The organism is Ignavibacteria bacterium (genome assembly GCA_016873775.1).
Classification (GTDB): Bacteria; Bacteroidota; Ignavibacteria; order UBA10030; family F1-140-MAGs086; genus JAGXRH01.
In genome coordinates this window covers 13,465-32,087 of record VGWC01000014.1, presented here as the reverse complement: position 1 = coordinate 32,087, position 18,623 = coordinate 13,465, and the positions used below count along the sequence as shown (strand labels likewise).

Here is an 18,623-nt window from a genome sequence, read left to right as displayed (position 1 = left end):
TTGTATTTAAAAAATGTTGAATAGAAGAAATATAGAGTTGTTACATGTGTGCGTGCAAATTCGTCGGGGAAACATTACTTTCTTTCGGGAACGGAATCAAATCCTCCCTGGTGAAACGGATGACATTTTGCAATTCGTTTCGCCGACAGCCACAAAGCGGAAAGGAATGAATGTTTCTTAAATGCATCAAGCGCATAGTTTGAACACGATGGCTGAAATCTGCATTGGTTCTGCGGAAGTATCGGGGAGATAACAATTTGGTAAAAACGGATGAGGGTACGCACGTACGTAAATAATAAATGAAGTTGATGAAAAACGTTCTATGATTTATTTTCGATGCTCTTTGCTTGTTGTGTTTGATAATTTTTCCACCGAAGAAGTGAATCCAACAAAACACCCATTTCTTTTTCAATTCGTTGAAACGAAAGATGTTTCGGAACCGATGCTTTTACGTTAAAAAAAGAAAACAACAGCACTATTGGTTGTTGATGCAATTGACAAAATTCAAAAAGTTTATGTTTCTGAATACGATATGCCTCTCGCAACAACCGTTTCAAACGATTTCGCTCTACTGCGGTTTGCACTTTACGAGAAACAGAAAAGCCAACAAGAACAGGAACGTCTGTTGGCAAATGTTTCAAAGAGAGACGAGTTCGTTCAAGCGCAAAACACAGAATGTGTTCCTGGGAAAATCGTTGTCCGTTGCGATAAACTTCTGTAAATGCGCCGTATCCGCGGAGAATTTCTTTTCGCGGAAGCGAGTTGCGAAGCAATAAACGTATCGTATTATTTTTCGTCGCTTACAGTAAGTTTCCAGCGTCCCTTGGCGCGGCGGCGAGCAAGGACGGCTCGTCCATTTTTCGTTTTCATTCGCTGACGAAAACCGTGAACATTTTTTCGATGGCGGTTGCTTGGCTGAAAGGTTCGTTTCATAACTATGAAGTGCAAAGAATAAATGAATGAACGGAATGTTCATTCCGCATTGATAAAAAAACCGTTCCGGATTTTTGGGAACGGGATTCATTTTTAAAATGGGAAAAAGATAGGGAAAAAAGGAACGCGGGCAAAATTCCGTTTTACGACAGCGTGTAATTTGTAAATGTTTTCTTTTGAATTCTACTTTTCTAAAACACGTGTCCTTTTTTGAATTTCCACACACTACGAATGTAATTACCGTTGTCAAGCGCGGTTACTGTTGGAAATTTCTTTGTAAGGTTTTTGAATTGAAATCATGGGGTGAAGTATACCGTACGATATTGAAATCGCCAGATTTCAACTTTCTATGTTGTAAGTTGGTAATTGAAAGCAAAAAAGAAAGCCCTCAGTGAATTCTCATTGAGGGCTTTTGTATTTATGGTTTAATCTTCTTCCATTTTTCCGCGGAAGCGTTTTCCTTTTCCTGGCATTTTATCCTTCATTTTTTCTTGCATTCTCTCTCGCACTTCGCTCCAAAATTTTCGTTCGAACACAAGCCATTTTGCCATTTGTTCCGGTGAAAGCAGGTCTTTTACTTCGTTATGAAACGCGTTTCGTTCGTTGGTAATTTTGGGGTCGATGTCAAAGAGCATATTGAAAACGCGTTCAAATGATTTATCTGTGGCTTTTGCTTTGATGAGGATTTCAAGTGTGTCAAGCAAATCATTTCGGTGTTTTTGTAATTCATGAACAGTGTTTTCGTGTGCATTGAGTTTTGCAAAAAAACGAATGGATTTTTCTTCGTTTAAGTCCAACACTTCTATTAGTTTTAGTTTACGAAATTGTTTTATGCGTTCTCCACCGGGACGCATTGGCATTTCATCCGATTGCGAAAACGAAAACAGTGTTCCGAAAAGCAAAAGAATAAGAAGTGAATATTTATTGTTGAGTGTCATAATTATTTCTTTCTGTTATAGTTGTCGGGAAATTTTTTTTCTAATGTTGAAACAAGGAATTGCGCATCTTCATCGGAAAGCGTTTCCAATAAAATTTTTTCGTCGTTTTCTAATGCGGAGGCACCAGTGAAAAGTAAAGGCGGATGTTCATCTACAAGAGTTTGCAAAACTTCGATATCGTCATCACTGAATATTGTTTCTTCCTGTTGCGCAGGAGAAAGATATTCTTCTGTCAAATCCAGGGAAGCAAAATCTTGTAAATCGGTTTCATTGATATCTCGAGTAATGGATTGTAATTTTTCATCAAAAGATTTTTCGGAAGTCTTGAAGAGCGAACCGAAAATAAACACTATCGCTATTGCGGCGAGAGATGTTATCGCTTGTGCCGTGCGCCAATAAACGTTTTGCTTACGTTTCTTTTCGATGCGTTGATGTACTCGCGGGAGAAGAGTAATAAAATATTGTTGCGGGGGAGAAGTGTATTGTTGTTTCATCTGCGTTAACGTTTGTTCCAACTCCATTGTTTCTTGTTTGCAACCATCGCAATGTGAAAGATGCAGGAGAATTTCTTGATTATGTTCGTCGCTTTCTTTGTTCTTTATCCAATCCGGGAGAAGGGATTGAATTTCATTGCAGTGCGTGTTGTACATACTTTTGAATTTTTTTAAATGCATGGAAGTAATTTGCTTTTAATCCACCAATCGAGCGTTTCAGCAGATGCGCGATTTCTTCGTAAGAAAGTTCATCATAAAATCGCATAACGAATACCGTGCGTTGTTGTTTTGGTAATTTTTCGACCGCTTTCTCGACTACGTGTTGCAGTTCTTTTTTTTGATAGAGTACGTCGGGATGTATTGATTCGTCCATTACTTCGAGCGGCAATGAATCGTCTTCATTTATACGGAAAAATTGTTTCACTTTTTTTGCACGAATTTTATTGAGAGAAATGTTGACGGCGATTCGGTAAAGCCACGTAAAAAATTCCGATTCCATTCTGAAATGTTTTAATGCGCCGTACACTTTGACGAAAACATCTTGCGTAACATCATCCGCGTCGTCGTGGTCAAGAACAATTCTTCGGGCAATCCAATATACACGTTCCTGATATCGCCGAACAAGTTCATTGAATCCTGCAACATCACCGCTTCGAAATAATGCGATGAGTTCTTCATCTGTTGTAAGTTTTGCCGTTACTCGTGTTTCGTGTGTTTCCACGTATTCGTTTGATTGTGAACGATGGTTAGATGATATAAAAACGAAAGAGGTTTAACGATAGAAAAAAAATGCCGAGCGAAAACTCGGCATTGTAAGTAAAGCAAAATCGCGTTCAGACATTGAATCAGGTTTATGCCATAACTTTACAGAATCTATCGAAAGCGGATTTTAATTGTTCTGCAATTGTTTCCGGTGGATTAGTTTGAAAATGATGCCGTTCAATTGCATAGACAACTTTTCTATTTTGGAGAAGCCACATCGAAGGAGATGTGGGAGCAAACCCTACAAGGTATTTTCGCACTTGTTCGGTTGCTTCGACATCATTGCCGGCAAACACGGTAATTTTCTTTTCGGGCAATATGTTGTTTTTCATTGCAATTCGTAACGCTGGACGAGCAGACCCTGCTGAACATCCGCATACAGAATTGATGAAGAAAAATAACGTTCCGTCGGTACTAGCAATGAGGGAATCAATTTCTTGTGCAGTTTTAATTTCTTCGAATCCTAAATCTGCAACTTCTTTTCGCATTGGTTGAACACGAGTTTCGGGGTACATAAGTTCCTTTTTTGATTGTTAATAATTTTTTGAAAAAAAGATAGAAATAATTTGTGTGAAAAATAATTTGTTAGAATTTCGACGTGTTGATTTTCTTTCTTGATTTTTTTACGGATTCTCAATACATTTAACCCAGAAAAATGTATCTAATTCATGCGGAATTGTCGTCTATCGGCATTTGATATTTCTTTTATAAACAATTATATTTTTTAGGTACCAGTATGAAACAGCATTCTGTTCTTCTAATACTGTTAGGAGTGCTTTCGCTTTCTCCTATCTATTCTCAGGTCAATCAAGCGTGGCTTCCTCCTCCACGTTATAGTCTTCCTAATTCAAATGAGTTTCCATCTTCTGTTTGCGTTGATGGCTCCGGAAATGTTTTTGTTGGAATAACGGCTGTTACCAATACAGTAACTGGCGACAGGGATTGGGTAATTTTAAAATTCAACACTACGGGAACTTTAATAGAAGGTGGTGGATGGCCTGTAAAATTTCTCAATGAATTAGGAAGTGATTCTCTCGCAGCGATGAAAATAGATTCTCGCGGAAACCTCTATGTATGCGGAAGAAGATATTATCCATCTCTTGGCGGAGGACAAGCCAATAGTTTTACTGCAAAAATTGATGGAAATTCCGGAGCAATACATTGGAGTAGTTATTATAGTCTTCGCCAAAGTAGCGGATTTGACGAAGCGCGGGCAATAGCAATAGATGAAGAGGGAAACGCTTATGTTACAGGAACATCAGAACAAGGTACAAACGGATTTTATAAATTGGTAACAATTAAGTTTCCCAAAAATTTATCCGGAGTAGATTTGAACGCAAATGATGCGGCATCGTGGATTACTATGTATGATGGTGGTTATGGTGATGATATTGGAAAAGCAATCGCTATTTCTCCCAGCGGAATTGTTTATGTTGGAGGATATAGTTCTGGAGGAAATACAAGTTTCGATTTCATCTCATTGGCATACAATAGTATTAGCACATCTTCCGGAGATACTGCGCTATGGTCATACAGGGCGAATGGTCCAATTGATGGGGTTGATAGTGTGGTAGCAGTGGTATCAGATAATAATGATAATCTTATTGTTACGGGACTATCAAAATCTTCAACGCGCAATGATATCTTAACAATAAAATATTCTCCAGGTGGAACAGAAATTTGGAAAAAGCGGTATAACTTATCAACCTTTTTCGTGGACGAAATTCCTGTTGGCGTTGCCGTTGATAAATCAAACAATGTATATGTTACAGGAACGGCATATCGGGGAACACCTAAAGACGATATCTTTACCATAAAATATAACGGCACTACTGGAGATACGATATGGACAAGCGCATTGAATGGACCTCTGGTGAATTCCATAGATGGTGCGACATCTATTATCGTCGGTCGCGATTCCGCGGTTTATGTTTCAGGATTTACTACTGCGGATAGCGCGCGAGGATACGGAAACTTTTTTGTTGCAAAATTGAATCCTGCAACGGGGAAAAAAATATGGTACGACACGACTAATGGAGAAACAAACAACAACGATTTTCCTACTTGTATGGCAATTGACCATACAAATTCAGTATATCTTGCGGGAAGAAGTATCGGTACCGACGGTACGTATGATGTTATGGTTCAAAAATATGTTTCATCGGGGGGGGGGTGATTGCCGGTCAAGTCATTGACGATTTAGACGGCGATACATCTACAACACTTGACCAGAAGGGATTGAAGGATTGGAAAGTTGAGATGTACACAACGACGAACGTATTCGTAGATTCGACGCGAACAGATAATAAAGGTTATTATAGTTTTTACAAATTAGGAAACAATTCTGTTACGTATGATGTTCTGTGCGATTCGATGTACCCATTCAGTTATTTCGCAAACCACGGAACCGGCGGCGTTTCACAAATCGTTCTCGGCTCGAGAAAAATCCGCGTGAATGTGAATTTTTCATCTCAACAAGGAATTTCCTCTAATAATGATTTTTACAATCTTCGCGACCCGCGCTACGCAACCGCTCCGCAAGAAAGTCTTATTGCATTTACGACGAATAAAGCAGTTAGAATTTCATGTACAAAATCTCCCAAATCAAAACCAACGTGGCTCAATGTACGGGATACTGCATGGGTACGAACAGATTTATATAATCCAACGAATATGAAATTATCCGGGTTAGTTCTTGGTGTTGCACAACCAAGCACAACAAATGGATATACCATTCTCCTCAAAAAATATAAAATCAAAAATGCAAGCATTACCACAACGGACAAAAGTGCAAAAACGCTTTCAAAATTTCTTCCTTCCAATAAAGAAATAGAAAACGGAGATTGGCTAAAGCCGCCCGCAGACGCTCGATGTTTTAATATTTACAATAAAAAACCGTGGGCCAATGAAAAAAATCTTGGTTACCAAAAAAGTCCACAGTATAAAAAACATCCCAATCATCTTGCGGGAGAGTTAATGGCGCTTCGCATCAATATGATGGCAAGCGACATCGGTATAACGCCCGAAGAATTTCCCGATTTAGTGTTTATGGACAGCACGAATCTTAGTCATCCATTCAATAATTTTACCGTGTGGGAAATTGCAGATAAAATTGACACAGCGATGAGCAATTGTAGCGGAAGTCTCGATTACGCGCTTCTTGATACACTTGCTCGGAAAATAAACACGGCATTCAAAGGTCCAGTTGATACCATTTCGCGATGTCCATTAAAAGTTTTCGGAAATGTTAGATTGAAAGACGTTTCGTTTCTGTACAAACCAGATACGTTAAAACCAAGACATCGTTACGTAAGGAATGCTGTAATTTCTAGTCCACTTGAATCGTATGAACTCGACCAAAACTATCCAAATCCGTTTAATCCGACAACGACCATACGGTTTTCCATTTCGTCATTATCTATTGTTGAACTTACTGTATTCAACATTCTCGGTCAAGAAGTAAAAACCATTCTCAGAAAACAAGTATTGGAAGAAGGCGCATACGAATTTCCATTCGACGGTTCACCATATGCAACTGGTGTGTATTTTTATCGTTTAACAACGTATGTTCCCAAAACAGAACAAACAACGTCGTCCATTCGAAAAATGCTTTTGCTGAAATAATAATACAGCATCAATTACGAACGGCGATTGAAAAAAAACGATCGCCGTTTTTTTCTCCAATGCTTTTCTTCCTATTTTTATTTCGAAAGAATGAATTCCAACATTCCCAAGCATGTTTCTCGTAACCGAATGATAGAAAAAGAAGTAACCATCGTTAATCGCGCAGGGATGCACACGCGACCTGCGGCGGCGTTAGTAAAAATCGCATCGAAATACCAAACAGAATTTTTTATTTATAAAGACGGAATGGAAATTAACGGAAAAAGCATCATTGGCGTAATGACTCTTGCGGCAGAGAAAGGCTCAAAACTCTCTCTGCGGTTTGTCGGAGAAGACGAATCTGCAGCCGCGACAGAAATTCTTGCGTTGTTTGAACGCGGATTTGATGAACCTTAACGTATGGACTTGAATGGAACTAGATAATAAATCATCATCAGAAATTGTGCTTCATGGAATTGGAGCCGCACCCGGAATTGCAATTGGCTGTGCGTGTTTATTTTCAAAAAACGTTCCCCAAATCATCGAACGCACGCTTCATGATGAAGAAATTGACACAGAAATCGAGCGATTACGTTCTGCATTAGAGCGATCACAAAAAGAGTTACGAAAAATTTTATTGTTTGCAGAACAAAAACTCGGCGACCGAACAAAAATTCTCGAAGCGCAAATGATGGTGCTTGAAGACCCCATTCTGCTGGAAACGTTATACAACCGCATCCGCAACGAAAAGAAAAATGCCGAAATAATTGTATCGGGAGAAATTGAAAAATACCAACAATTGATGCTTACAGCACACGACGAGTATATGCACGAGCGAGCGCATGATATGGATGATTTGAAACTGCGCATCGTTCGTTGTTTGCAAGCGCAAAAACTTATTTCGAAAATTGAACGCGGCTGTATTATTGTGTCGCACAATCTTACTTCTGCAGATACGGTGATCCTTAGTAGGAACGAAACGCTTGCTTACGTTACGGATTTAGGAGGAATTACTTCGCACGCCGCATTGTTTTCCCGCTCGCTGAATATTCCCGCCGTTGTTGGCTTGAAAGACGCGACGCGTTTTGTTCAGAATAAAGTTCCAATGATTGTTGATAGTTACTCCGGTACAGTTATCATCAATCCATCTCCGCAACGCATTTCCGAATATGAAAGCAAACGTAAAGCGTATATGGAACACGAACGCAAACTTTCCGGACTTCGTGAACTTCCAGCAGAAACTTCCGATGGGAAACGCATAGAACTTGCAGCGAATATTGATGGTGAAGAAGAAATTGAATTTTCCCTTTTGCAAGGTGCGGATGGAGTTGGTTTGCTACGAACAGAAAATTTAATTGTAGGAAGCGAGATGCTGCCAAGCGAAGAAGAACAGTATTCTATTTATAAAAAAATCTCCGACAAAATGTATCCGCACAAAGTAGTGATTCGAACGTTCGATGTTGGCGGAGATAAAATTGCCCCCAACTCCATTGAAGAAGCAAATCCGTTTCTTGGATGGCGCGGAATTCGCGTTTCCTTAGACGATACTGATGTCTTTCTTACACAACTGAAAGCGATGTTGCGCGCAAGTTCAAGAAAAAATATTTATATCCTTCTTCCGATGATTGCAAGTTTGGAAGAAGTGCGCACCTCGAAACTTTGGCTGGAAAAAGCGAAAGAAGAACTGTACCAAGAAAAAATTCGTTTCGACAAACACATTCAATTGGGTGCGATGATTGAAGTTCCTTCCGCCGTGTTGCTCATCGAAGAACTTGCAAAGGAACTGGATTTTTTCAGCGTTGGAACGAATGATTTAACGCAGTATATGCTTGCTGTGGACAGAGGCAATCCGTACGTTTCCAATTTATTTAACGAACTTCATCCGGCGGTGCTGCGTTCGTTACATCAGATTGTTACCGCGGCGCATAAAGTTGGGAAATGGGTTTCGTTGTGCGGGGCGTTGGGAAGTAATCCGTTGGCAACTTCAATACTTCTTGGCTTGGGATTCGATTCAATTAGTGTTGAACCGTCGGTGCTTCCGGAAATCAAAAAAATTATTCGTTCTCTTTCGTTGAAAGAAGCAAGAAGCATTGCACAAACAGCGTTGCATTTTACAACCACGAGAGACATCGAGCAATTTCTCTTGGGAATTTTAAGAAAAGAATTTCCGGAAATTGCAGAACGTTTGTAATACTTCTGCGCGGGGAAAAGTGCGTTAACGATTAACGAAATCTCCGTGTAAATTTTTTGGAGCCAATTCTTGTTTTAAAATATTTTCAAACCGTCATTTGCTTATGTAATTGTCTTCTAGTATTTTTCCGTTGAGCAATAAACTAAACACACCAAATCCCGAAGGCGCATTTCTTGCTTCTTTTGAATGCACGAGTTTGACGATGTTCAAGTCTATTCCATGTTCGGAAGCGGCTGCGGCTTCTCTCACATCATTTACAGATTTTTCATTCCAAGGACATTGGTCGGCATATATCAAATTCCATCCCGAAAATTTTTTTTGATTTTTTTCCCATGCAATGAATGAACAAATAATTTTTCGCTGCAATCGGACGCCAAGCAAATTCCGAAGGAATATATTCTATAAAACCGATTTGTTTCTTTCGGGCATCAAGAGCAATGTTCATTCTCAATCCTACGCGGTATTGTTTTTTGAACCACTCAATTTTCGCTTGCTGTCCTCGTGCGGAATTGTTTTTGATACAAAATATTCCGACGGAATGCACGTTGTCAGGAGTTACATCAAGTATCGTTATGCTGCTCATCGCACACTGTTATTTGCACAAAAATATTTTATACGAGATTCTCTTCTTCTGTATGTTCTCGGAGATCTTCCAATAAGTTTTTTTTTCGCGACGCCGCAACCGCAAGTTTATCACAACGCTCGTTATATGTATTATCGTTATGACCTTGTGTCCAGCACAATGTAACTTCGTGTTTTTCAAGCAATGGAAGCAACCGTAACCATAAATCAACATTGAGTGTTTTCTCACGCTTATTGCGTTTCCAGTTGTTTTCTTTCCATTTCGTTAACCATCCTTTGTTGACTGCTTGTACAACATAGTTGGAATCGCAAATCAACGTTACTTTGCACATTTCGTTTAATGCAGAAAGCGCATTGATGACTGCAAGAAGTTCCATTCTGTTATTCGTAGTGTTCTTGTAGCCGCCGGAAATTTCTTTCTGTGCATTTCCGTACAAAAGAATTGCCGCCCATCCGCCCGGTCCAGGATTTCCGGAGCACGCGCCATCGGTATAGATTGTAATATGCTTCATACTCGGTTCAAACATTGCTGAAAAAATATATTTTCATCGCCGCAAAAATTGAAAAATGAAAATGGTTTTTCTATCTTTGTCCAAAATAATTGAGAAAAAAATGTCTACGCAAGCGCCCGCGCAAGTTCAAATATTTGCGGATACTACGCTCGAAAAAATAGCATACAACAGCGTGCAAACAATTTCAACAAAGGAACCCAACGATAAAACTCGATTGGGTTATTACGTTTGGCGTTGGTTGAAAGTGAAAGAAGGAACGCTTGAAAATGCAGTGCGCATTTCCGGTTCCCGAATGCAGATATCCATTAGTGCAGCAACTCAAATCATTCGCGAAGAATTAAAAAAACACAACGTCGAATCGTAAATCCGCATCAAGAGAAATGATGCAAACAATCATTCGTTACGCTTGATTTGCAACCAATTCGCTTTCCGAAAAAAAATACGCAATCTCGATGTTTCCGTTCTCTGCAGAATCGGAACCGTGAACAATGTTTTCACCTTTATTATCCGCAAAAAGTTTGCGAATAGTTCCATCAGCCGCCTCTTTCGGGTCTGTTGCACCAATGAGTGTTCGATAATCTGCGATTGCATTTTCTTTTTCCAATGCAATAGGAACGCAAGCGCCGGAACTCATAAATTCAACAAGTCCTTCAAAAAAAGGTTTTCCTTTGTGCACAGCGTAAAATCCGCCTGCGGTATCTTTGGTAAGCCGCGCCATTTTCATTCCGAGAATTTTGAATCCTGCTTTTTGAATGCGCGCAAGTATTTCGCCGATAAGTTGTTTTCGTACGCAATCGGGTTTTAAGATTGCGAGTGTACGTTCAAGAGCCATAATGAAGTGTAGTTTTTTGATTTTAAAATAAATGAATTCAAATTATATTTCTGCATAAACATCAATACTGATGCTATTTGGTTTTCCGTTGTAAAGGTAAACAGGTCTTCGGGTCGAAACGGAGGAGTTGCGAAATTGGAACAACATCATCAACGTATTTGACAGCATCTCCTTCGATAGTATAGGTTTTCAAATCTTCAATGAACAGTAGAAATGCAAGCGTAAGCAACGGAGGTGAAAGAAAAAGCGCGCCGCCTAATCCGATTACAATTGGAAGTGAAATATCTCCGGCGCTTGCGGCACCGGTAATTTTCACGTTGACAATGGCAGCGAAAAATAATCGTTGTAGAAAAAGAAACGGTTCTTTTTGTTCGAGCGTAAAATGTTTCACAACGTAGTATTTTCTGTTGATGTTGCTTGTAAAACTTATCGGCGCAGAATGTTTGAAGATATACGGTGAGAATTATTCTTCAAAATGCGTTAATGCGCGAAATGCACGATAACGCGAATGAATATCGCGCTCAACAAGTTCCTGAATTTTTGCTATAGAAAATTTTTCTACACAAAATGACGCAAGCGTGCTTCCATAAACAACGGCGCGTTTTAAGTTTTCATCGGAAATATCGTTCGTCTTTGCAAGCCAACCGATAAATCCACCGGCAAACGAATCTCCTGCGCCCGTTGGGTCCAAAACGCTTTCAAGCGGAAATGCAGGAGTGATGAATGTCGTTTTTTCCGTGAGAAGAATTGCGCCGTGTTCGCCTTTTTTGATGATTAAAATTTTTGGTCCCATCTTCCACAAATGTTTTGCCGCGCGGAAAAGATTTGATTCGTTCGTCAGCAATTTTACTTCGCTGTCATTTGCAAGAAGAACATCAACACGCTCCAACGTTTTTTTTAACTCTGCAAGTTTTCCTTCAATCCAGAAATTCATCGTGTCGCAAACAACGAGCGATGGTTGTTCCATTTGCTCGAGAACGCGGGACTGCAATATCGGGTCAATATTTCCTAAGCAAACGTACTTGCTGCTTCTGTACGATGCGGGAATTTTCGGACTAAAAGTTTGAAATACATTTAAGTGCGTGAACAACGTATCACGATTATTTGTATCGAGATGATACTTTCCTCCCCAACGAAATGTTTTTCCTCCTTGTACAATTTCCAATCCTTCCAAATCAACATTGTGTTGTTTTAAAAGTGCAATTTCCTCGCTTGGAAAATCATCACCGCACACTCCAACCAATTGTGGCAAAGTAAAAAAACTTGCTGCAAGCGAAATATAAATAGCTGAACCGCCAATGACGTTTTCTACTTTTCCTAATGGCGTTTCTATCGTATCAATTCCGATACTTCCGACGACTAATAAACTCATGGGATTTAAATAAAATAATAAAATGAAAAAGCAAAAAAGTCATCAGTATGATTAGTATGCGAAATAAAACCGATTGCGAAATGCTGACCGCTGTACGCTAACCGCAAACTAAAAAATTCTTGAATATCGTTCTGCTTCTTTTTTTCCAACAATAAACTCGTCAACAATTTCAAGCCCGCGAATTTGTCCGTGCCAAACAAGTTTTTCCTTTGAATGTGCAAGCGTCCTCCATTCGTACGCCTGATGTTCTTTCGAGAGAATCGGTTCGTTCGTTTCATCAACTTCTGCGGCAAAAACGGAAATGAAATGAATTGCATCAGTCTTCGCATCAAAGTACGAATTGACAAACGGAACGTGCCACATCGCAAGAGGAGTGAGTTGTGTTTCTTCTTTTATTTCGCGTTGCGCTGTTTGTATTGCAGTTTCGCCGGGTTCTATTGTTGCAGTAATAATTTGCCACATCAACGGATACCGTGTTTCAGAAAAAGAACGCTGCAAAAGAAGGTACAACGCAGAATGTACATTCCGTTTGAACACGCACACTTCAACAAATTTTGAATCTAACGTAGGCACAAAAAATTACGGCGAAAATATACGGGAAAGTTTATAGTTTTTGGTTTTAAGTTTGTAGTTTGCAAAGAAGAAAACAAACCATAAACTACAAACTAAAAACTACTAACTATGCTTGGTGTTATATCCAGAAGAGATATAATCCTCGAAACAAAATACTTGCGTTGCTTTCCCCAAACAATTGTCGGAACTGTATTCAGCGTGTGCGTATCAATGCGTAAATCTTCCATATTCCCATGGTCGCTGGTGAGTAGAATTGTATGCTCATCAAGATTTGTTGCGGAAAAAATTCCTTCGAGAAATTCATCGATCTTGTGAATGTTGGCAATGGCATCGTTCATATTTTGTGCGTGTCCAATTGCGTCGCTGAACGGATGCTCAAACAATACAAAATCGTTCTCATTCAAAAGCGAAGCGAAAATGTTTCCCGCAGCAAATGCCGTGCGCAACGGAACGTCAGCCAATTTTTTTTGCAAAAGGAAATCGTTTGTAAAATCCGGTGCAATTGCTTTGTTGTTCACAATATCATCCAGCCAGCGAAATTGAACATCTGCATATTTTACACACCAAGTTGATGCACTCCAAAATTGTAACCGACGTTCAAAATATTGCGGCGTGTAACCATTTGCAAATGTTGAAGTAAAACCAAGTTTTTTGAGTTGCAGCATTATGCTATGTTCAGAAATTATTTTCCTCAATGTAAATGTTGGATGTCCTGAAACGTGTCGTCCCATTTCTTTGCTCGCATTGATGCCGGTGAAAATAGTTGTTTGTCCCGTTGCGCTTTGTGGTAATCCTTCAACTCCAAGAAATGGGTCTGTAGAAATTATTTTCCCATCGAAAGCGCAATTCGCATTTCCACCATCAGAGAACAGCGTAAAAAATTTTGATTGAACTTTCGTGAATGGATTAAGTTCATTCTGAATAGAACCAATGCCAACACCGTCGAGAAAGAGAAGTGCGATACTCATTTGATTTTCTTATTCACCACGAATTACGCGGATGAAACGCGAATCTTCACGAATACTATCCGTGATAATCCGCGTTATAATTCGTGTAATTCGTGGTTAATTCACACCAACACAAAATCAATCCTTCTCTCCACGCTATCCACGCGCGCAACTTTTACTTCCACTTCATCTCCCATTCGATAACGTTTCTTTGTTCGTTTGCCAATGATGCAATAATTTTTTTCGTCGTACACGTAATAATCATCTTCCAAATCACGCAGACGAATCATTCCTTCCGTCAGTAAATCATTTATCTTTACGAACAAACCGAAATTCGTAACGCCGGAGATAATGCCGTGCAATTCATCTCCGATATGCCGCTTCATATATTCTACCTGCATCACTTTTATAGATTCGCGTTCCGCTTCCATCGCAACACGTTCGCGCTCAGAAGAATATTCACAAACGAACGGAAGATTTTTTTGAAACTGATTTCTTCGTTCTGCGCTCATTCCGTTTCCGTATTCAAACAACAAACGATGCACAATCAAATCTGGATAACGGCGAATTGGCGAAGTGAAATGCGTGTAATATTTGAATCCCAATCCGTAATGACCAATATTTTCTTCGCTGTAAATCGCTTTTGCCATCGAGCGAATTGCAATGTCGTTGATGACATTTTCTTCGGGAGTCCCGCGCGTTTCGTCAATCAATTTTTGCAACACTTTGGAAGTAACATCACGCGGCGGAAGTGAATAACCAAATTGTTTTACGAACTCTGCAAACTCAGCAATTTTTTCCGGCAGCGGTGAATCGTGAATGCGATACACAAACGGATGAATTGAAGTTTGCGTTTTTGTATCACGTTTCTTTGGTTGAACTGCAATATGCTTTGCAACAGTTTGATTTGCAAGCAGCATAAAATCTTCAACCAAGCGATGACTATCGAGACGAACTTTTTTTATTATCTCTGACGGTTTTCCCGATGCATCGAAACGGAATTTTGCCTCTTCACTTCCGAAATCAATACTACCTTCGCGCAATCGTTTTTTCAACAGCACTTGACTCATCTTGTGCATCATCAAAATTTCTTCAACAAAATCTCCTCGCTTTGTTTCGATAACCTTTTGTACTTCTTCGTACGTAAATCTTCGCTTGCTGTTAATCACGGATTTTATTATTTCGTAATTTTTCACAACTCCGCGCGACGTAATTTCCATAATCGCAGAATATGTCAATCTATCAACATTCGGACGCAGACTGCAAATGTTGTTGGAAAGTTCTTCCGGCAACATCGGAACAACAGCATCGGCGAGATACACGCTCGTTCCGCGCTTGAACGCTTCTTTATCGAGTTGTGATTGTTCACGCACGTAATACGAAACATCGGCAATGTGAACGCCAAGCAAATAATTTCCGTTTTCTAAAACTTCCAACGAAACTGCATCGTCGAAATCCTTTGCATCTTCCGGGTCAATCGTGAAAATATGTTTGTCGCGCAAATCGAGACGTGCTGCAATTTCTTTCTCCAAATATTCTGCTGAAACTTCTTCCGCTTCTGCAATTACTTGCGAAGGAAATTTTTCCGGCAATTTAAATTCACGAATTACCGAAAGCATTTCCGCGCGCACTTCACCGCTTTTTCCCAGCACTTCCACAACGCGACCTTCGGGATTGAGATTTCTATCTTCCCAACGCTCGACAACGGCAATCACTTTATCACCGATGCGCGCTTTGTTCATTGCGCTTTTCGGAATGTAAATATCGCGAGAAGATTTTTTTCCATCATCAGGAACAACGAAATAAAAATTGCCGCTTCGTTCAAATCGCCCGACCACCTCTTCCTTTGCACGTTTAATGATGCGAACAATTTCTCCTTCTTGCCGTTCTGTTTTGAATGTATGTTTATGATGATGCTCGGCAAACAACGCAACTTCCACCGTATCGCCATCCATTGCAGTAGAACAAAATTTTTGTGGAATAATAATTTCCGAAAAAGATTCGTTCTCAATTTGCACCAAGCCAAAACCTTTCTTCATCATAAACGTTCCGACATAACGATTAGATTGATGCGCTTGATGTTTGTAATGTTTTCCTTTAACGCGAAGAACGAGTTTTTCTTTTTCCAAAACGCCGAGTGTTTTGCGAAGTTCACCGTACGCACGCTCGTCTTTTATTCCCAATCGCCGCTGTAATTCTTTCGACTTAAACGTTTGATGGGGATAGCGGCGAAGAAATTCTAAAATTGTTTCGCGGAAAGGTTGTTGTTCGGGAAGTTGAGATTTCATTTGTTGTGTTGTCGTGAAAGAAAAATTTAATTTGTGTTACTTTGCGCTTGACTTTGCGTTACTCTGCGGTTGAAAAAGAACGTTGTTTGACCGCGAAGTTACGCAGAGTTTTTCGCAGAGTAACGCAATTAATCATCTTCAATTGATTCGAGCATTGTTTCAATCTTGTCGGTACATTCGATGGGATTTACCATTCGCTCATAGAGAAACGAATCATCAACAAACTCTGAAACTATCCAACGCCAATAATATTCACCGTCAATATTTATTTTCATTGGGATAAGAAATGCTCCAGTCGTAAAAATATAATCTGCTTTGTTAATGGGAATATGTTTTGATGAAGTGGTTTGCATAGAAGAAAGTTCAATTATTTTTAGATTCAAAAAATTTTAAGTTATCTCGTAACCATTGATGAAAATCTCGTTCGCAACATTCTACAAACATTTTAAACTCTTTATCAGAAAATTTTCTTTCTCCTTCTTCCTTATAAAATTTTTTTATTTCGGTTAAGTTGATAAATGTTTCTTTTGATTTCATAGTTTCATTTCTTCCAAATTTATAACTATTTGTATTATTTCAAATCAAGTTTACCGTAATACGCCATTGTCGTTGCATAGACTTCTGCAAAAAACGATTTTTTCTTTTTTGATTTTGAAATTTGGTAATTAGCAAGAAATGATTGTGCTATCAAGAGCAAACTTTTCCTATCAATTACTTCGTTTGAAGAAGAAGGTCGAATTGGTACAATCTCGAATACTTCGTTGTTTAATAGTTGCCATTCTTTTTGAATGTTTAATTTTTTCATATAGTTAAATCCTGTTTGTATTCCAAATTTTTTCAACCTCTTTCCAGAGTTCCAGTTGTCTATTCTTGATACTTTCGTAATTCCATTCTTTCCACTTGGAAGGAATTTCTTTGGTAATGGGAATTGACTTTACATATTGCTTACATTTTTCGATGTAGTTTTTATTGGACGCTTCTCTATTCCGCTTACCTTTTAAAATTGTAATATTCCCGATTCTATTTAAATACTCCATATACGAAGTACTGTCCTTTTCAAATAAAATTTCCCACTCTCCATCAGGACTAACCGGCATAATATGTTCGGCATGTATCTCTTTATTATCCCAATCTATTTCTTCTTGGTCTTCGTTATGGATTCTACATAATATATATTTAGATATACTTACTTTAGGTGAAGCGATTTTAAATGAACTTTGGAATGGTTCTACGTTTTTCAATACACTTTGCTTCTTTATTCTTTCTATTGCCTTAATAATGTCTTTATCGCTCTTTAACTCTATTGCGATCCTATAGTACTCTGACTCTAATTCTTTTGCATCAATTTTGCAAATATTGCTATGTCGAAAAGTCAATATTTCTATTGCCTCACATAATTTTTTAAACTCTTTTTTACTCAGAACTCTTTGTGAATGAAGCAATAAGGGATAACATCTTACCGCACCAAGTGCTCTTAGATTCTTCAAGTGCTTTTCTTCATCATCTGGATCAATAAAGTGTGAGTATATATTTGCAGAATTATCTAATTCTTTTAGGAGTTTATCTACGGTCGTAGTTTTTATTTTGTATTCATATGCTCCGAAAAGGTATTTTTCTGGAAGTGGTGGCGAGAAAAAATCAACAGTCTTAACACTGTTTCCCTTTTTCTCTTCTAACTTTTTTCTAATGTCTAATGCGGTTTCTAACGAATTTATATGATGAAAGAAAAAACTGTCAATGTTCGCGTTTACTTCTTCAAGTTTTTGTCGCATTGAATCCCATTTATCAATTGTTTCATCAATCTTCTCTATTTTATTTTCACGTTCGAGCTTATGACAAATTTCATTCTTTATTAGATCTGACTTAGACAATTCTAAACCTCTTGCATTAAGCGTTTTAAAAAGCAAAATTTTGTCGGAATCGTCTTGACCAGTCATTCTGATAAAATATACTTTTTGCAAAATCATATCCTCAAGATCAGACAATGCTTCAGGTCCACGTTTTTCCTTTAATTGTTTTAATTCCCTTTCTAAAAATTTGTTCGCTGATACCAAGCATTTATAAGATTTTCTTCTCTTGTCATAATTCTGATTGCTTTCACCTTTTACGAGGGATTTAAAAAGTTCTTTATCTCTTTGGTTTGCAACGAGTCTCGGCTCAAGGTTTGTAATCGTTACATTTTTTACAGTATGAGGATAATTGAATAAAATTTTGTCGAGGTTTATTGTTATTTCGTTCGATTCTGCAAGAAGTTTTCTAATATTTCCAAGCAGTAGAAACAATGTTATTAATCTTTGTTGTCCATCAATTATTTCATAAACTTTTTCTTTATCATTTTTTTCTGAAAGTAAGAGTGTGCCTAAATGATGACCATCATCGTTTGCTTCATATATATCGTGGTATAATTCGGAAACTTCATCTATTTCCCAAGAATATTCTCTTTGGTATAGAGGAACATTATAATGAGAATTTGCTAATAGTGTATCTAATGATTCTTGTTTGTCTGAAATTGATAACATAATATTTTCCTTAACAAAGTCTGTTTAAATGGTGAAATACTTTTGTATAATTGTTTTTTCTTTTACTCGTGTCATTT

At 38.5% G+C, this 18,623-nt stretch carries 23 protein-coding genes; 5 read left to right on the top strand and 18 right to left on the bottom strand.

Annotated features, from left to right (window positions below):
- Positions 1 to 74: 74 nt before the first annotated feature.
- The 7 genes from yidD to FJ218_03640 all read right to left on the bottom strand — a co-directional run bounded on the left by yidD (position 75) and on the right by FJ218_03640 (position 3,642).
- Positions 75 to 284, bottom strand: coding sequence for a membrane protein insertion efficiency factor YidD (gene yidD, locus FJ218_03670; protein MBM4166003.1), 210 nt, complete (start codon positions 282 to 284; stop codon positions 75 to 77).
- Between the two features lie 36 nt (positions 285 to 320).
- Entirely contained in the window at positions 321 to 743 is a 423-nt protein-coding gene (gene rnpA, locus FJ218_03665) for a ribonuclease P protein component (GenBank protein MBM4166002.1), read from the bottom strand.
- A 43-nt stretch (positions 744 to 786) separates the two neighbouring features.
- The gene (locus FJ218_03660) at positions 787 to 933 is read right to left on the bottom strand and encodes a 50S ribosomal protein L34 (protein ID MBM4166001.1); all 147 of its coding nucleotides are present in this window, start codon (positions 931 to 933) and stop codon (positions 787 to 789) included.
- A 425-nt stretch (positions 934 to 1,358) separates the two neighbouring features.
- Entirely contained in the window at positions 1,359 to 1,871 is a 513-nt protein-coding gene (locus tag FJ218_03655) for a hypothetical protein (protein MBM4166000.1), read from the bottom strand.
- A gap of 2 nt (positions 1,872 to 1,873) precedes the next feature.
- Complete coding sequence (locus tag FJ218_03650) at positions 1,874 to 2,545, bottom strand: zf-HC2 domain-containing protein (protein ID MBM4165999.1); 672 nt, start codon at positions 2,543 to 2,545, stop codon at positions 1,874 to 1,876.
- The gene (locus FJ218_03645; GenBank protein MBM4165998.1) at positions 2,499 to 3,122 is read right to left on the bottom strand and encodes a sigma-70 family RNA polymerase sigma factor; all 624 of its coding nucleotides are present in this window, start codon (positions 3,120 to 3,122) and stop codon (positions 2,499 to 2,501) included. The genes FJ218_03650 and FJ218_03645 overlap by 47 nt, the downstream gene beginning before the upstream one ends.
- Before the next feature lie 94 nt (positions 3,123 to 3,216).
- On the bottom strand, positions 3,217 to 3,642 hold the full coding sequence (locus FJ218_03640; GenBank protein ID MBM4165997.1) for a BrxA/BrxB family bacilliredoxin: 426 nt from the start codon (positions 3,640 to 3,642) through the stop codon (positions 3,217 to 3,219).
- Between the two features lie 221 nt (positions 3,643 to 3,863).
- Between FJ218_03640 and FJ218_03635 the strand changes: the two genes are divergently transcribed.
- The 4 genes from FJ218_03635 (at position 3,864) to ptsP (ending at position 8,921) form a co-directional block, all read left to right on the top strand.
- Positions 3,864 to 5,303 carry a hypothetical protein gene (locus tag FJ218_03635; GenBank protein MBM4165996.1) on the top strand — a complete coding sequence of 480 codons (1,440 nt, stop codon included), beginning with the start codon at positions 3,864 to 3,866 and terminating at the stop codon, positions 5,301 to 5,303.
- Positions 5,300 to 6,751 carry a T9SS type A sorting domain-containing protein gene (locus tag FJ218_03630; GenBank protein ID MBM4165995.1) on the top strand — a complete coding sequence of 484 codons (1,452 nt, stop codon included), beginning with the start codon at positions 5,300 to 5,302 and terminating at the stop codon, positions 6,749 to 6,751. The genes FJ218_03635 and FJ218_03630 overlap by 4 nt, the downstream gene beginning before the upstream one ends.
- A 129-nt stretch (positions 6,752 to 6,880) precedes the next feature.
- Positions 6,881 to 7,147 (top strand): HPr family phosphocarrier protein, encoded by a 267-nt coding sequence (locus tag FJ218_03625; protein ID MBM4165994.1) that lies wholly within the window; start codon positions 6,881 to 6,883, stop codon positions 7,145 to 7,147.
- Between the two features lie 13 nt (positions 7,148 to 7,160).
- Positions 7,161 to 8,921: a phosphoenolpyruvate--protein phosphotransferase gene (ptsP, locus tag FJ218_03620; protein ID MBM4165993.1), complete on the top strand. Its 1,761-nt coding sequence runs from the start codon at positions 7,161 to 7,163 to the stop codon at positions 8,919 to 8,921.
- 93 nt (positions 8,922 to 9,014) lie between these two features.
- On the opposite strand, the gene FJ218_03615 is transcribed toward ptsP, so the two are convergent.
- The gene (locus FJ218_03615; protein MBM4165992.1) at positions 9,015 to 9,302 is read right to left on the bottom strand and encodes a hypothetical protein; all 288 of its coding nucleotides are present in this window, start codon (positions 9,300 to 9,302) and stop codon (positions 9,015 to 9,017) included.
- Positions 9,303 to 9,532: 230 nt separating this feature from the next.
- Entirely contained in the window at positions 9,533 to 10,015 is a 483-nt protein-coding gene (rnhA, locus tag FJ218_03610; protein ID MBM4165991.1) for a ribonuclease HI, read from the bottom strand.
- A gap of 100 nt (positions 10,016 to 10,115) precedes the next feature.
- Between rnhA and FJ218_03605 the strand changes: the two genes are divergently transcribed.
- On the top strand, positions 10,116 to 10,379 hold the full coding sequence (locus tag FJ218_03605) for a hypothetical protein (GenBank protein ID MBM4165990.1): 264 nt from the start codon (positions 10,116 to 10,118) through the stop codon (positions 10,377 to 10,379).
- Between the two features lie 36 nt (positions 10,380 to 10,415).
- On the opposite strand, the gene FJ218_03600 is transcribed toward FJ218_03605, so the two are convergent.
- From FJ218_03600 to FJ218_03560, 9 genes are all read right to left on the bottom strand, one after another.
- A complete protein-coding gene (locus tag FJ218_03600; protein MBM4165989.1) occupies positions 10,416 to 10,847 on the bottom strand; it encodes a nucleoside-diphosphate kinase in 432 nt (143 codons plus the stop codon).
- A 73-nt stretch (positions 10,848 to 10,920) separates the two neighbouring features.
- On the bottom strand, positions 10,921 to 11,238 hold the full coding sequence (locus FJ218_03595) for a hypothetical protein (GenBank protein ID MBM4165988.1): 318 nt from the start codon (positions 11,236 to 11,238) through the stop codon (positions 10,921 to 10,923).
- 72 nt (positions 11,239 to 11,310) lie between these two features.
- The gene (locus FJ218_03590; protein MBM4165987.1) at positions 11,311 to 12,219 is read right to left on the bottom strand and encodes a sugar kinase; all 909 of its coding nucleotides are present in this window, start codon (positions 12,217 to 12,219) and stop codon (positions 11,311 to 11,313) included.
- A 108-nt stretch (positions 12,220 to 12,327) separates the two neighbouring features.
- Complete coding sequence (locus FJ218_03585; protein ID MBM4165986.1) at positions 12,328 to 12,792, bottom strand: NUDIX domain-containing protein; 465 nt, start codon at positions 12,790 to 12,792, stop codon at positions 12,328 to 12,330.
- A gap of 92 nt (positions 12,793 to 12,884) precedes the next feature.
- The gene (locus tag FJ218_03580) at positions 12,885 to 13,760 is read right to left on the bottom strand and encodes a metalloenzyme (protein ID MBM4165985.1); all 876 of its coding nucleotides are present in this window, start codon (positions 13,758 to 13,760) and stop codon (positions 12,885 to 12,887) included.
- 101 nt (positions 13,761 to 13,861) lie between these two features.
- A complete protein-coding gene (gene rnr / locus FJ218_03575; protein ID MBM4165984.1) occupies positions 13,862 to 16,027 on the bottom strand; it encodes a ribonuclease R in 2,166 nt (721 codons plus the stop codon).
- A gap of 128 nt (positions 16,028 to 16,155) precedes the next feature.
- Complete coding sequence (locus FJ218_03570) at positions 16,156 to 16,380, bottom strand: hypothetical protein (protein ID MBM4165983.1); 225 nt, start codon at positions 16,378 to 16,380, stop codon at positions 16,156 to 16,158.
- A 218-nt stretch (positions 16,381 to 16,598) separates the two neighbouring features.
- The gene (locus FJ218_03565) at positions 16,599 to 16,832 is read right to left on the bottom strand and encodes a hypothetical protein (protein MBM4165982.1); all 234 of its coding nucleotides are present in this window, start codon (positions 16,830 to 16,832) and stop codon (positions 16,599 to 16,601) included.
- Between the two features lie 4 nt (positions 16,833 to 16,836).
- On the bottom strand, positions 16,837 to 18,546 hold the full coding sequence (locus FJ218_03560) for a DUF262 domain-containing protein (GenBank protein ID MBM4165981.1): 1,710 nt from the start codon (positions 18,544 to 18,546) through the stop codon (positions 16,837 to 16,839).
- Positions 18,547 to 18,623: the final 77 nt, after the last annotated feature.

Excerpts from the sequence above, each read along its gene's own strand:
- rnr (MBM4165984.1), bottom strand. The coding sequence starts at position 16,027 with ATGAAATCTCAACTTCCCGAACAACAACCTTTCCGCGAAACAATTTTA.
- FJ218_03590 (MBM4165987.1), bottom strand. The coding sequence starts at position 12,219 with ATGAGTTTATTAGTCGTCGGAAGTATCGGAATTGATACGATAGAAACG.
- FJ218_03570 (MBM4165983.1), bottom strand. The coding sequence starts at position 16,380 with ATGCAAACCACTTCATCAAAACATATTCCCATTAACAAAGCAGATTAT.
- FJ218_03605 (MBM4165990.1), top strand. The coding sequence starts at position 10,116 with ATGTCTACGCAAGCGCCCGCGCAAGTTCAAATATTTGCGGATACTACG.
- FJ218_03625 (MBM4165994.1), top strand. The coding sequence starts at position 6,881 with ATGATAGAAAAAGAAGTAACCATCGTTAATCGCGCAGGGATGCACACG.
- FJ218_03600 (MBM4165989.1), bottom strand. The coding sequence starts at position 10,847 with ATGGCTCTTGAACGTACACTCGCAATCTTAAAACCCGATTGCGTACGA.
- FJ218_03580 (MBM4165985.1), bottom strand. The coding sequence starts at position 13,760 with ATGAGTATCGCACTTCTCTTTCTCGACGGTGTTGGCATTGGTTCTATT.
- FJ218_03650 (MBM4165999.1), bottom strand. The coding sequence starts at position 2,545 with ATGCATTTAAAAAAATTCAAAAGTATGTACAACACGCACTGCAATGAA.
- FJ218_03660 (MBM4166001.1), bottom strand. The coding sequence starts at position 933 with ATGAAACGAACCTTTCAGCCAAGCAACCGCCATCGAAAAAATGTTCAC.
- FJ218_03640 (MBM4165997.1), bottom strand. The coding sequence starts at position 3,642 with ATGTACCCCGAAACTCGTGTTCAACCAATGCGAAAAGAAGTTGCAGAT.
- FJ218_03635 (MBM4165996.1), top strand. The coding sequence starts at position 3,864 with ATGAAACAGCATTCTGTTCTTCTAATACTGTTAGGAGTGCTTTCGCTT.
- ptsP (MBM4165993.1), top strand. The coding sequence starts at position 7,161 with ATGGAACTAGATAATAAATCATCATCAGAAATTGTGCTTCATGGAATT.
- FJ218_03560 (MBM4165981.1), bottom strand. The coding sequence starts at position 18,546 with ATGTTATCAATTTCAGACAAACAAGAATCATTAGATACACTATTAGCA.
- FJ218_03565 (MBM4165982.1), bottom strand. The coding sequence starts at position 16,832 with ATGAAAAAATTAAACATTCAAAAAGAATGGCAACTATTAAACAACGAA.
- rnhA (MBM4165991.1), bottom strand. The coding sequence starts at position 10,015 with ATGAAGCATATTACAATCTATACCGATGGCGCGTGCTCCGGAAATCCT.
- FJ218_03655 (MBM4166000.1), bottom strand. The coding sequence starts at position 1,871 with ATGACACTCAACAATAAATATTCACTTCTTATTCTTTTGCTTTTCGGA.